The sequence below is a fragment of the Mucilaginibacter sp. L196 genome, assembly GCF_009765905.1.
Lineage (GTDB): Bacteria > Bacteroidota > Bacteroidia > Sphingobacteriales > Sphingobacteriaceae > Mucilaginibacter.
The window spans coordinates 922,159-934,409 of record NZ_LMUO01000019.1 but is presented as its reverse complement, the minus strand read 5'-3'; the positions used below and the strand labels follow the sequence as shown (position 1 = coordinate 934,409).

Below are 12,251 nucleotides of genomic sequence, written 5' to 3'. Positions count from 1 at the left end.
GGGCCTTGAAATACGGTTACTTATCGCTGGTATCGCTGGCCGCTAAGGCGTCACTTTCTTTTTCCGCAAAAGAAAGTAACCAAAGAAAACTCCCGGCTGCGCCTGCTTCTTTTAAGGTTAGTGCTGCTACCTCTGGTGTGGTTGCCGAACCAGACGATGCCGGTTTAGAGAGGTGTCGGACGGGTAGTACTTTTGGTTGGTGAATAAATTACTTAAAATATTTTTGGATGTAATCGAGCAATTCGGCTGTTATTTTGCCGTTAGTGGCAACCATTTCCCGGGTATCAATTACTTCATCGCCACCGCTGAAATTTATTACATCCCCTCCTGCTTGTTTTACGATTAGTATCCCGGCTGCTACATCCCAGGCGTTTAAGTTATATTCATAGAAGGCCTCGAAACGTCCACAAGCTGTATAAGCCAGGTCGACGGCTGCTGAACCCATACGGCGCAAGCCGTGTGAGTTTTTCATCAGTTCGGTGAATAGGTTGATATAGGCCGCTTGCTTGGTAAAATCGTAATAAGGGAAACCTGTAGCTAATAAACTGGTGGCTACGGTTGGGTTGTTGCTTACTTTAATTTCTTTACCGTTTAAATAAGCGGGTGAACCTTTGCTGGCGTAAAAGCATTCATCCTGGTTAACTTCATAAACTACGCCTACTACCAATTCGTCATATTCTTTAAGCGCGATGCTTACCGAAAATACAGGTAAGCCATGGATAAAATTGGTGGTACCATCTAAAGGATCAATTATCCAGTTGAAACGTTCGCCTATTTTGGTTTTTGTTTTTTCTTCGGTGATGAAGCCTGCTTCGGGGAGGATTTCTTCCAATCCGGCTACAATGATCTGCTCGGCGGTCTTATCTACATAAGAAACCAGATCGTTTAATCCTTTATATTCTATTTTGGCAGGATCGAAAGTTCTCCTTTGTTCGCGGATAAATGCGCCGGCTTTTTTGGAAACCTCAATAACTTTATTGGTTATCTGACTGTACTGCATGGTGCCTTAATGACAAGCTGAATGAGAATAATTTATGTACAAAAAAGCTGGCAAAAAACAAACTTAGCGCAGCTACGATACGTGCCACCGGTGGATACATGTTAAAGTCCTGAATCAGAATTTTAATTGCGCCCAAATTGGCAAAGAAGCCAATAGTAGCAACAGACATGAAGCGTGCAAATTGTTTATAAGGAGCCAGTTTCGATTCCGTAAAAACAAGATACCGGGTAATCAAAAAATTCACCATCACACCTAAAAAAAATGATATAGCTAATGATATGGTTGAATTACGCACAGTAGCGTTGAAAACATGATAAGTTTTTTCGGTAAGCAGGTTATGATAGAAAAGGTAAAAAGCGGATATATCCACCAAAAAACCGGCCCCTGCCGAAAGCACAAATCGTACAACCTGGTTATTGATTAGTTTTTTTGTAGTACTAACCATGTTTTACTTCGTGCTTTTGGTTGGATTTTAATCCTGGTATAACTAAAATTACGCCTGCTATAAAAAGGCAAACAGCTATTAATTGTGCTTGTGGGAAAGAAAAATCGCCTATATGGTACCTTGTATTTACCCGTATAAATTCTATTAAAAACCGCTCTATACCGTTAAGTATTAAATAAATACCAAAGAATACACCAGGCGCCTTAATTCTATCACGTATGCTCCATAAAAACAGGAACAACAGTATACAGGTAACACATTCATAAAAAGATGTAGGCCAAACCGGTGCAGGTAAAACATGGCAAAACTTGCCAATACAACCCGGTATCTGGAGACCTTCGTCGTTTACGTTATGCGGGAAACTGAATGACCACATCCAATCGGGTAGCCAACCTAATAAATGCGGTTTTGGTAATAGGTTTACTTTCCCCCAATCGCCGTCGCCGCTCATCTGGCAACCTATACGGCCTAAACCGTAGGCTAGCATCATACCCGGGCCACCAATATCCAGCATGGTTAATGGTTTTATGCCGTGCTTATAAGCAATATATAGTACTGCCGCACCGCCGCAGATCAATCCACCATAAAAAGTAAAACCACTGGTGCCTATCAGCATACCAACCGGGTCTTTTACAAAATCGTCCCAGTTTTCAAGCCCGTTAAACAACTTGGCACCTACAAAACCGCAAATAGCAGCCCAAAGTAAAATACTCCCCATTAACTCATGAGGATGCACATTAACAACTTGTTCTTTTGGCTGAGGTAATACCTGCTTTTTATTTTCGGCGTAAGCCCAATAAATTAAAACACCAGCCATAATAATACCACCTATCCAGTTACCTTTTGTTGATAATAAAAAGTCCTGCGGATCTTCAATAAGTGCGTGGTAATTAAATATGGCATCGACTATTTTATAACCAATGATAAAGCCAAACACCCCGTTGCCAACCAGTTCGGCCGCTGAAATTGGTTTACCAATTGTGATGGTTTTTTTGAATGAATGTATAACGCCTAATTTCTCTTTGCGTTTAAACTCTTCAGAAAAAGCCCAATAAGCCCCTACAAAAGCAATGGCTACAAAAAAACCAAATGTTTGTACAGGAAGCAGAATTGTGATGCCAAATAAGTACTGTATAAGCGAGGTTAAGTTTGGGAACATGTAGTATAATTTGTGGCAATATAGCCTTTAATGCGCTAATATCTCTTCAGACTCTGTTATTTCAACATCACCATCCGGTGAAATTTGTGTTAAATGAACGGTTTTCAATTCGTTAACTAAAACAGGATCGTATTTGGTTTTAACTTTTACATAGTTACGGGTAAAACCATGCATAAAACCATCTTTAATATCACCCTCAAACAATACCTCATCCGTTCTGCCTAGCTGGGTTTCGTAAAAAGCCCGGCGTTTTTTGTCTGACAGGATATGCAGCATTTTACTCCGTTCAGCACGGGTTGAACCCGGTACTGTACCTTTCATTTCACTTGCCGGGGTATTTTCCCGCTCAGAGTAGGTGAATACATGCAGGTAAGAAACGTTCAAATCGTTTAAAAAATTGTACGTGTCGATAAAATCCTCGCGTGTTTCGCCGGGGAAACCAACAATCACATCCACCCCTATGCAGCAATCGGGCATTAGCTGTTTTATTTTAGCTACGCGATTGGCATATAGTTCTCTTTTATAACGGCGGCGCATCAGTCCCAATATCTTGTCCGAGCCGGATTGCAGTGGGATATGGAAGTGCGGTACAAAACGTTTTGATGTAGCTACAAATTCTATGATCTCATCGGTTAAAAGGTTAGGTTCTATGGACGAGATGCGAATACGATCAATACCTTCAACTTTATCCAAAGCTTTAACCAGGTCGAAGAATTTGTCTTCACGTTTACCATCTCTAATACCGAAATCGCCCAAATTTACACCTGTTAATACAATTTCTTTTACTCCTGATGCCGCGATCTCTTCAGCTTGCTTTACCGCATTCTCAATGGTATCGCTGCGGCTTGCGCCACGGGCTAAAGGGATAGTACAAAATGTACAAGAATAATCGCAACCATCCTGAACTTTTAAAAAAGTACGTGTACGGTCGCCTATTGACCATGCGGAAACGAACTGATTAGCTTCGGTTACCGGTTGGTTATAAACTAACGCTTTGGGATTTTTAGTAAGATCCGTAATGTAATCAACGATCTGGAATTTTTCGGCAGCACCTAAAACCATATCAACGCCGGGTATTTCGGCAATTTCTTTGGGTTTTAATTGCGCATAGCAACCTACAATGGTTACGTAAGCGTTAGGCGATATTTTAAGGGCTTCCTTAACTACTTTTTTACACTTTTTATCGGCATTTTCGGTAACTGAACAGGTGTTGATCACGAATACATCGGGTGTATCGGTAAAATCAACTGTACTAAAGCCCGCGTTGTTAAATAAGCGGCCAATAGACGATGTTTCTGAATAATTCAGTTTACATCCCAGTGTATAAAAAGCTACCTTTTTGTTCATTTTGAAGCCGCAAAGATAGGGATTTTAAATATTAGTTGCTTGCCACTTAACAATGAGATGCATGATGTATTAAAAATTTCAGTTGCCGATTAATTAATCGGCAACTGAAATTAGAAGTATTTTTAAGACAATACTTTACCTTTTTGTATATTATACTCTTCTTCGCTGATAATGCCTTTTTCTTTTAGCTCGTGCAGTTTATGTAATTGCTCTGTCACACTTGGTTGAGCTGCTTGTTGAGGTTGGCCCGGAACATTAACCACAATATTATTTACATTGTTATTGTGATTAGCCCCCATTTGCCTGATAAATAAAGCATTGTTACAAGCATCCACCTGGCTGCCTAATGTAAAAAGATCTATAAACCAGCCTATACCAAATAAACCAAATGTAAAAAAATAGAGTATTCCGATGCCTACTTTTTCTAGGTAAAACTTATGCGCACCTAAAAGACCCAAGAAAAACCATAAAATGTAAGCTGTAGATTTTGATTTCATAATTGTAATAAATAAGGTTAAGTGAGCAATATAAAAATATTAAAAATAGTATTAAATAAATTGTGCTATTTTTTTTCAATAAGGCTTATTTACCAGATTAGTTATTCTTCTCCCCAGCGGTAACTTTCGTTTTCAAGACCTGTCAGATCAATTATCCGGTTAACAACCGTCATTGCAAGTTCCTCAATTGTTTGCGGCTTACTGTAGAATGATGGTATTGCCGGGCAAATGATGCCACCAGCTTCGGTAACTATTTGCATGTTACGGATATGGATCAGGTTAAATGGGGTATCACGGGCTACCAGTATCAGTTTGCGACGTTCTTTTAGGATGACATCCGCGGCGCGACTAATCAGATCGTCGGATATACCGCCAGCTATCCGGCCTAAGGTACCCATGGAACATGGTACGATGATCATGGTATCAAACCGGGCTGATCCTGACGCAAAAGGCGCCATGAAATCATATTTAGAATAAAATTTAAAGGGATAGTTTTTGTAATCCTCATTATCCAGCTCCACCTGCCATACCTGCTTGGCATTGTCTGACATTACAACGCCAACCTCGGCTATTTGCGCGCTTAGTTGCTGCAATTTATCCAGCAATAATTTGGCATAAATGGCACCGCTGGCACCTGTAATCGCCAAAACAATTTTCTTCTTCATAATAAATATGGCGGCAAGATAGGCAGATAAAAATCAGGGCACAAAAAAAGGGTCGAATATAAATACCCGACCCTACATCTACCTATGAAAAACATGCCCTAAAAGGGCACTACAAATGTAGTAAAACAGTTTGTTAATTTTTTAATAATTAATTAAAATAATTTTAATATGACTTTGTAAAGTTCTTCTCAATAAGGGTTTGTATAATTCCATCAACCATACCAACACTTGGTACGTAAATATTTTTAATGTTTGCCCACTTTAAAACGGTTATATAAATTTCGCAGGCCGGGATGATCACATCTGCCCTATCCTGGTTTAAGCCGAGCACATTGATGCGGTCTTTAAGCGAGAACGAATTCAAATAATTATACAACGTTTTAAGTTTGGCGAAAGACAATGGCATACCGCTTTTCTCCTCAGATAGCTTGTATAATTTATTGATATTACCGCCTGTACCAATACCGTAAACACCTTTAAATACCTTAGTATGTTCGCGGATAAAATCGTGCATTTCGCTCCATGTTTCTTCCTTGTCCTGGTTATCCAGCATGCGAATGGTGCCAATATTAAATGATCGCGAAGCAAACAGCTCACCATCTGAGAATAAGGAAAGCTCGGTACTACCACCACCTACGTCAATATATAGGTAGGTTTTATTTTTGTCGATAGTTTGCTCTGCGTGGCTGGCGTAGATTATCTTGGCTTCTTTTTGGCCGTGGATGATCTCCAGATCAATATTGCCTTCATTTTTAACTCTAGCTACAACTTCATCGCCGTTTTTGGCTTCGCGCATGGCGGATGTAGCGAAGGCCATGTAATCCTTCACCTTGTAAACATCCATCAGGTTACGGAAAGCGTGCATGGATTTTACCAGGTCATCGGCCTTTTTATCGGAGATATGCTGATTGAGAAACGCGTCGTCGCCTAAACGTAAGGGTACTCTTATCAATGTGTTCTTTTTAAATGATACCGAACCATTGTTTTCAATAATATCGGCTATCAGGAGCCTTACGGCATTAGATCCTATGTCAATCGCGGCGTATCTCAATTTTTATTTGGTTTTATTTTTTAGGTAGTTGTAAATATCTATTTGTGCCCTGCTCGGTATTTCGCTTTTTGTTTTGTGGTATTTGTTGGTATTGTGGCTGTTTATTTCGCGCGCTTTGGTGTTGTCGCTTAGTTGTATGTTGATAATTTCCTTAACTTCTTTACGCAAGTTTTCATCATAAATCGGGAAGCCAACCTCTACCCTGTTATCAATATTACGGGTCATGAAATCAGCCGAGGTAAGGAATAGCAGCTCTTTGCCATCATTGCAATAAATATGCACACGGGCATGCTCCAGATATTTATCTACAATACTGATTACTTCAATATTTTCGCTGTAGCCTTTGATGCCCGGTATCAGGCAGCACATACCACGTACTATCAGTTTTATTTTTACGCCGGCGTTATTTGCCTGGTACAGCTTGGCAATCATTTGCTCATCGGCCAGGCTATTCATTTTAAATATCATGTAGGCTTCTTTGCCGGCCTTTGCATTTTTCATTTCGTTGTCGATCAATCTATAGATCGCAGGCCTTGAATCTATTGGCGAAACGATTAAATGTTTTAATCCTTCGGCTAAAATGCCTCTACTTAAAGCCTTGAATACTTTTACCAGATCACCGGTTAACCTTTTATCGGCAGTGAGTAAGGTATGATCGGCATACATTACCGCTGTTTTTTCGTTAAAGTTCCCGGTAGATAAGCAGGAATAATAGGCGGCCTTGCCTTTCTCCATACGCTTAACCAGGCATATTTTTGAATGCACTTTATAGTTTTCGATACCGTACATCACATTCACACCTTCATCTTCTAACTGGCGGCTCCAGCCGATGTTATTTTGCTCATCAAACCTGGCCCTTAGTTCTACCAGGCAATTTACTTTTTTACCGTTTTTAGCGGCATTGATCAAAGCGTGTATTACTCTTGAATTTGATGCGAGGCGATAAACCGCGATACTTATTTCTACTACTTTTGGGTCGATGGCGGCTTCGCGCAGGAAGTGGATTACGTAATCGTAGGATTGGTATGGGCTACTAATAAGATAATCCTTTTTGGCAATCATGCTCATTAAACTTTTACCAAAGGATAATCCATTAACAGGTAGCGGCAGGTATTTCTGATATTCCAACTCCGGCCGACCAATGTTAGGGAATTTGATAAAGTCCTTAAAATTATGGTAGCGGTTACCCGGTATGAGGCTTTCGCCATGCAGTCCCATTTTTTGCACCAGGTTTTTAAGCATATCCAGTGGCATTTCGGTATCATACAGCAAACGCATGGGCTTACCCTTTCGGCGTTTTTGCAAGCTTTTAGCTAATGAATCGATGAATTTGCCGCTTACTTCCTTATCCAGGTCAAGCTCCGCATCACGGGTAAGCTGGATGGAATAGGCTGAAATACTATCGTGCTCAAAAATGAAGAAGATGTCTTCGAGGCTATACCTCAACACGTCATCCAATAAAATAAGAAATTTTAAATTATTAGTTTCGGGCAGTACAATAAATCTGGAAAGGTTATCCGGTATTTCTATCAGCGCATACCTTACCTTTTTTTTATTGACCAGCTTAACGTAGAAATAAACAGCACGGTCGCGTAACTCAGGTAATGGTCTGCCTTCATCCAGCATGATGGGTACCAGCATGGGCAACAGCTTTTCCCTGAAATATTTTTTAACGAACTCACCACGTGATACGTTAAGCTGGGTATCGTTTAATATAAATATCTTTTCTTCGGCAAGCTGCTTTACAATGATGTTTTCGTACAGGTTATTGAACTTTCGCTCCTGCCTTACTACGATGGTTTTTATCTGATTGAGGATCTTTTTAGGGTTATATCCTAAAATCTCTTTCGCTTTCTCGTTCAGGTTAGCTAGGCGACTAAGTGTTGCTACCCTGACACGATAAAATTCATCGAGGTTTGAAGAGAATATGGCTAAAAACTTGATCCGTTCAATCAGCGGGACGGTTGGGTCGGCAGCTTCCTGCAAAACCCGGTCGTTAAAATAAAGCCAGCTTATTTCCCTGTTAATTAGAGGTATGTGTTTAATATCCATATTATTACCGGCTTTATGGGCGCGATTTTACAAAGCTGCTTATTTATTTGTTAACTTAATATTAACTTCTTGCTATGTTAAGTGTTTTTAAGGTACAAAGAAATTACTTGCATGTTTATAATGAACTGCATTTACTTTCTTTTTCCGCAAAAGAAAGTAACAAAGAAAACTCCCGGCTGCGTTCTGATCCTATGAGCGGTAGTGCTTTGGCTGGGCCTGTGGTTGCCGGATCAGTCCTGATGCCGACTTTAGGAAAATTTTGGTTGTGCTTTTACAATAGCGATTGACGTAGTTTTTGCTAATTTTGTTTAGTTAACAAATAAACCATTATGCCAACTTTTGATATTGTAAGCAAGATTGACGGCCAAACGCTTGATAATGCTATCAACATAGCCAAAAAAGAAATATTGAACCGTTATGATTTTAACGACTCGAAAAGCACCATCGACCTTGATAAAAAAACTAATGTAATTACCGTGCTTACGGAGAGTGATATGCGCCTGAAAGCTATTCAGGATGCGATCATCAGTCGCATGGTTAAACAGCAGCTTGATCCGAATGCATTGGATTTAGATGGCAACCAGCAAGCGGCATCTGGAAATATGATCCGCAAGGAGATCAAGATCAAAGAGGGTATTGATAAAGAAGCGGCTAAAAAGGTCATTAAGAAGATAAAAGACAGCGGTTTAAAGGTACAGGCATCTATAATGGATGATCAGATACGTGTACAGGCTAAGAAAATTGATGATCTGCAGGCGGTTATTAGTCTTTGCAGGAGTGATAATTTTGGGCAGCCTTTGCAGTATATTAATATGAGGAACTAGTAGCCAGCCCCCTCTAAATCTCCCCCTGGAGGGGAGACTTGAAAAAAAATTAAGCCCTCCCTACCGGGGAGGGTTTGGGTGGGGCTAAAAAAAGACCGCCCCTTGCGGAGCGGCCTTCTCTATCAAACTAAACCACTTATTATGAAAACAAAACCTTATTATTTTATAGCTATTTCTCTGCTTTGAAATTTAGCTTCTTCTCTTTTTGCCACTGTTAATTTTAATACGCCATCGATATATTCGGCATCAATTTTTGAGTGGTCTACGGTTTCAGGCAAGGTGAATGACCTTGTGAATGAAGTGTAGTTATATTCGCGTTTGCTGAATTTTGTTCCTTCAACATTTTCTACTTTTTTATCGGCAGATACGCTTAATACGTTTTTATCTAAGTTGATTTTAAAATCTTCCTTTTTTAAGCCGGGAGCGGCTAATTCAATATGAAACTCATTCTCGTTCTCGGCGATGTTTACTGCCGGTACGCGTGATACTAATTTATCACCTATAAATGTGTCGTTTAAAATACTATCGAACACATCATTAAAGAATGGGTTCACCGGGTAATTTTTTTGTCCGTTTCCAAATTTCACTAAAGTCATTTTTATATCCTCCTAAAGTTTTGTTTTTATTACTTTCGTAAGTGATTGGTCAACTGTTGTACCAATGCCTTAAAAAGCTACTTATACAGACATTATGACCGCCAAAACCTATTTCTTACAGACTTTTTGACACCTATGGCTGAAAATATTTCAAAATACAAGTACAAAACACCCATCGCTATCCGTTTTTCGGATATGGATGCTTACGGGCACGTGAACAATGCTGTTTATTTAACCTATTTTGAGATAGCGAGATCGCACTACTGGAAGGATGTAGCCAAGTGGGACTGGAATGAAAGCGGCGTTATTTTAGGCCGATCAGAGATAAACTACTTGAAACCTATTGTAATGCACGATGAAATTGCTTGTTATGTACGGGTTACCCGCATAGGCAACAGCAGTTTTGATGTAATGCATGTATTGGTAAAAATAACCCCTGAAGGCGAAGAAATTTGCACTACTGGCAAAACGGTGTGCATTAGTTACGATTACACCGCAAATAAATCGGTAACCATACCAGCGGCTCAAAGGCAACGGATGATTGATTATGATGAGCCGGGATTAATATCCAATACTCACTAAAAAGATTTGATGTGAGGCGTGACTAGCAGCTCCTGACTAAGCTTGTTAATGTGTTTTTTATGCCCCGTAACCATTACGGCTGCATGTAAGTTATCATTTTGCTTATTTACCCTTATCACCCGCACTGTGAGGTTGTGCGCTTTAGCCCGGTCTTCCATAGTGAGTAAATGGCTATATTCTGTATCATCAAAAATAATGGTATATAACCTGTCGTGGTGTATTTTATCCAGATAGTTCTCCAGAAAGTGAAACACTGTTAGCACGAAAATAGTAATCACCGATGAAATGATGCCGAGCAGGTAATCGCCAGCCCCTACCGCCATACCAATAGCTGCTGAGATCCAGATAACGGCTGCGGTTGTTAAGCCTGTTACGGCAATATCATCCTTAAAAATAACACCTGCGCCTATAAAACCTATACCGGTTATTACGTTGATGTTTACACCTAAACCCGCGCGTTGCGCTATCAATGTAAATATGGCTGAGCCAAGACAGATGAGGATTATAGTCCTGAATCCGGCGGTTTTGTTTTTATACTGACGCTCGATACCTAAAATACCGCCGCATAAAATAGCGACACCTATTTTTATAAGATCTTCATTAGCAATATGAAATTCGGCTGGGCCCATTAAAATATTTTTTCGGGGTTTAATATATTATTTTTATCGAACACTTGTTTTATACCTTTCCATAAAGCGAAATGCACATCAGTATATTTTATCGGCATAAATTCCCTTTGAACGAGGCCAATGCCGTGTTCGCCTGAAATAGTACCACCTAAAGATACAGTTAATTCGAAAATTTCACGGATACCTTTATTCAATTCGTTAACCCAATCATTAGCATTCATGCTTCCCTGCACTATATTTAAGTGCAGATTACCATCGCCAGCATGGCCAAAGCAAACAGAATCAAATCCAAACTTATCACCTATCTGCTTAATTCCCTTTATCAATGCAGGTAACTCGGCACGGGGGACTACCATATCTTCCTTTTTATAAACGGAGTTTATTTTCACTGACTCACCTATGGTGCGCCTAATCTTCCACAGATTGGCTTTTTGTGCGGCGGTATCAGCAAATAGCACATCCTTACAACCGAATTTTTCCAATACTTGGTTTATCTTTTCACATTCGGAAAATATCACATCCCTGTCGGTTCCATCTACTTCAATCAGCAGGAAGGCGTTATCCCCATCCTTCAAATCAAATACAATGCCGCTGTATTCAATCACCCATTCAATGCATTTACGTTCCATATACTCTACCGCAGATGGCACTACCCCTGCCATAAATATTTCCGCTACTGCGGCGCAAGCACTTTCGTTAGTACGGAATGGCGCCAGCATTAAAACATCGGCTGTTGGATGCGGAATAAGCTTGGTGACAATTTTGGTGACGATGCCCAGTGTGCCTTCGGAACCGATCATCAGTTGGGTTAAATTATAACCGGATGCGTATTTCAAGGTATTGGCACCTGTCCATATAATTTCGCCGGAAGGTAAAACTACTTCGAGGTTCAAAATATATTCGCGAATAGTGCCATATTTAACTACTCTTGGTCCGCCTGAACCATGAGCCACATTGCCGCCAATGAAACAGCTGCCCTTACTCGCAGGATCGACAGGGTAATACAAACCTTTCTCGGCAACCGCATCCATAAATACTTCGGTAATTACACCGGGCTCAACAGTAGCTTGCAGGTTGCGCTCATCGACATTGAGAATTTGGTTAAAGCACTCCATTGAGATGAGCAAGCCACCCAAAACGGATAACGCGCCACCGCTTAGGCCTGTACCCGCTCCTCTTGGCGTAACGGGAATCAGATATTGATTACAGAGAATTAATAGTTGAGATATTTCTTCAGCAGAGTGCGGTTTTACAACTACTTCAGGGTAATAGCTGAGGTCTTCTGTTTCATCATGGCTATATTTTTCCAAATCATCGTGATTGGTAATAACCGCATCACTACCTACAATGGCGGCAATTTTTTGGAGAATATCGGCAGTTATTTTATGATAAGCCATGAGTGCA

General features: G+C 40.2%; 14 protein-coding genes. 3 read left to right on the top strand and 11 right to left on the bottom strand.

Annotated elements, in window-relative coordinates; all coding sequences use genetic code 11:
- Positions 1-5 precede the first annotated feature (5 nt).
- Positions 6-203, top strand: coding sequence for a hypothetical protein (locus GSQ74_RS20440; protein WP_158996056.1), 198 nt, complete (start codon positions 6-8; stop codon positions 201-203).
- 5 nt (positions 204-208) lie between these two features.
- On the opposite strand, the gene GSQ74_RS20435 is transcribed toward GSQ74_RS20440, so the two are convergent.
- The 8 genes from GSQ74_RS20435 to ppk1 form a co-directional block, all read right to left on the bottom strand.
- The gene (locus tag GSQ74_RS20435; protein ID WP_158996055.1) at positions 209-1,000 is read right to left on the bottom strand and encodes an inositol monophosphatase family protein; all 792 of its coding nucleotides are present in this window, start codon (positions 998-1,000) and stop codon (positions 209-211) included.
- Positions 975-1,445, bottom strand: coding sequence for a GtrA family protein (locus GSQ74_RS20430; protein WP_158996054.1), 471 nt, complete (start codon positions 1,443-1,445; stop codon positions 975-977). Before GSQ74_RS20430 ends, GSQ74_RS20435 begins: the two co-directional genes overlap by 26 nt.
- Positions 1,438-2,604, bottom strand: a complete 1,167-nt coding sequence (locus GSQ74_RS20425) for a prolipoprotein diacylglyceryl transferase (RefSeq protein WP_158996053.1) — start codon at positions 2,602-2,604, stop codon at positions 1,438-1,440. Before GSQ74_RS20425 ends, GSQ74_RS20430 begins: the two co-directional genes overlap by 8 nt.
- A 27-nt stretch (positions 2,605-2,631) precedes the next feature.
- Positions 2,632-3,951, bottom strand: a complete 1,320-nt coding sequence (mtaB, locus tag GSQ74_RS20420; RefSeq protein ID WP_158996052.1) for a tRNA (N(6)-L-threonylcarbamoyladenosine(37)-C(2))-methylthiotransferase MtaB — start codon at positions 3,949-3,951, stop codon at positions 2,632-2,634.
- Between the two features lie 122 nt (positions 3,952-4,073).
- Complete coding sequence (locus GSQ74_RS20415; RefSeq protein WP_158996051.1) at positions 4,074-4,448, bottom strand: NINE protein; 375 nt, start codon at positions 4,446-4,448, stop codon at positions 4,074-4,076.
- A 101-nt stretch (positions 4,449-4,549) separates the two neighbouring features.
- Entirely contained in the window at positions 4,550-5,113 is a 564-nt protein-coding gene (locus tag GSQ74_RS20410) for a UbiX family flavin prenyltransferase (RefSeq protein WP_216846789.1), read from the bottom strand.
- Positions 5,114-5,276: 163 nt separating this feature from the next.
- A complete protein-coding gene (locus GSQ74_RS20405) occupies positions 5,277-6,164 on the bottom strand; it encodes an ethanolamine ammonia-lyase reactivating factor EutA (protein ID WP_158996050.1) in 888 nt (295 codons plus the stop codon).
- Positions 6,165-6,167: 3 nt separating this feature from the next.
- On the bottom strand, positions 6,168-8,216 hold the full coding sequence (gene ppk1 / locus GSQ74_RS20400; RefSeq protein WP_158996049.1) for a polyphosphate kinase 1: 2,049 nt from the start codon (positions 8,214-8,216) through the stop codon (positions 6,168-6,170).
- A 329-nt stretch (positions 8,217-8,545) separates the two neighbouring features.
- On the opposite strand from ppk1, the gene GSQ74_RS20395 reads away from it, so the two are divergent.
- The gene (locus GSQ74_RS20395) at positions 8,546-9,040 is read left to right on the top strand and encodes a YajQ family cyclic di-GMP-binding protein (RefSeq protein ID WP_158996048.1); all 495 of its coding nucleotides are present in this window, start codon (positions 8,546-8,548) and stop codon (positions 9,038-9,040) included.
- 158 nt (positions 9,041-9,198) lie between these two features.
- On the opposite strand, the gene GSQ74_RS20390 is transcribed toward GSQ74_RS20395, so the two are convergent.
- Positions 9,199-9,636, bottom strand: coding sequence for an Hsp20/alpha crystallin family protein (locus GSQ74_RS20390; RefSeq protein WP_158996047.1), 438 nt, complete (start codon positions 9,634-9,636; stop codon positions 9,199-9,201).
- A gap of 135 nt (positions 9,637-9,771) precedes the next feature.
- Between GSQ74_RS20390 and GSQ74_RS20385 the strand changes: the two genes are divergently transcribed.
- Positions 9,772-10,218, top strand: coding sequence for a thioesterase family protein (locus GSQ74_RS20385; RefSeq protein ID WP_158996046.1), 447 nt, complete (start codon positions 9,772-9,774; stop codon positions 10,216-10,218).
- Here GSQ74_RS20385 and GSQ74_RS20380 read toward each other — a convergent pair.
- Together GSQ74_RS20380 and GSQ74_RS20375 are read right to left on the bottom strand one after the other, a co-directional pair.
- The gene (locus GSQ74_RS20380) at positions 10,215-10,847 is read right to left on the bottom strand and encodes an MgtC/SapB family protein (RefSeq protein WP_158996045.1); all 633 of its coding nucleotides are present in this window, start codon (positions 10,845-10,847) and stop codon (positions 10,215-10,217) included. The two genes, GSQ74_RS20385 and GSQ74_RS20380, sit on opposite strands and share 4 nt — an antisense overlap.
- A complete protein-coding gene (locus GSQ74_RS20375; RefSeq protein WP_158996044.1) occupies positions 10,847-12,244 on the bottom strand; it encodes an FAD-binding oxidoreductase in 1,398 nt (465 codons plus the stop codon). Before GSQ74_RS20375 ends, GSQ74_RS20380 begins: the two co-directional genes overlap by 1 nt.
- Positions 12,245-12,251: the final 7 nt, after the last annotated feature.

Bases quoted from the DNA above. Each gene is read 5' to 3' on its own strand.
- GSQ74_RS20435 (WP_158996055.1), bottom strand. From the start codon at position 1,000: ATGCAGTACAGTCAGATAACCAATAAAGTTATTGAGGTTTCCAAAAAA.
- GSQ74_RS20430 (WP_158996054.1), bottom strand. From the start codon at position 1,445: ATGGTTAGTACTACAAAAAAACTAATCAATAACCAGGTTGTACGATTT.
- GSQ74_RS20425 (WP_158996053.1), bottom strand. From the start codon at position 2,604: ATGTTCCCAAACTTAACCTCGCTTATACAGTACTTATTTGGCATCACA.
- mtaB (WP_158996052.1), bottom strand. From the start codon at position 3,951: ATGAACAAAAAGGTAGCTTTTTATACACTGGGATGTAAACTGAATTAT.
- GSQ74_RS20415 (WP_158996051.1), bottom strand. From the start codon at position 4,448: ATGAAATCAAAATCTACAGCTTACATTTTATGGTTTTTCTTGGGTCTT.
- GSQ74_RS20410 (WP_216846789.1), bottom strand. From the start codon at position 5,113: ATGAAGAAGAAAATTGTTTTGGCGATTACAGGTGCCAGCGGTGCCATT.
- ppk1 (WP_158996049.1), bottom strand. From the start codon at position 8,216: ATGGATATTAAACACATACCTCTAATTAACAGGGAAATAAGCTGGCTT.
- GSQ74_RS20395 (WP_158996048.1), top strand. From the start codon at position 8,546: ATGCCAACTTTTGATATTGTAAGCAAGATTGACGGCCAAACGCTTGAT.
- GSQ74_RS20390 (WP_158996047.1), bottom strand. From the start codon at position 9,636: ATGACTTTAGTGAAATTTGGAAACGGACAAAAAAATTACCCGGTGAAC.
- GSQ74_RS20385 (WP_158996046.1), top strand. From the start codon at position 9,772: ATGGCTGAAAATATTTCAAAATACAAGTACAAAACACCCATCGCTATC.
- GSQ74_RS20380 (WP_158996045.1), bottom strand. From the start codon at position 10,847: ATGGGCCCAGCCGAATTTCATATTGCTAATGAAGATCTTATAAAAATA.
- GSQ74_RS20375 (WP_158996044.1), bottom strand. From the start codon at position 12,244: ATGGCTTATCATAAAATAACTGCCGATATTCTCCAAAAAATTGCCGCC.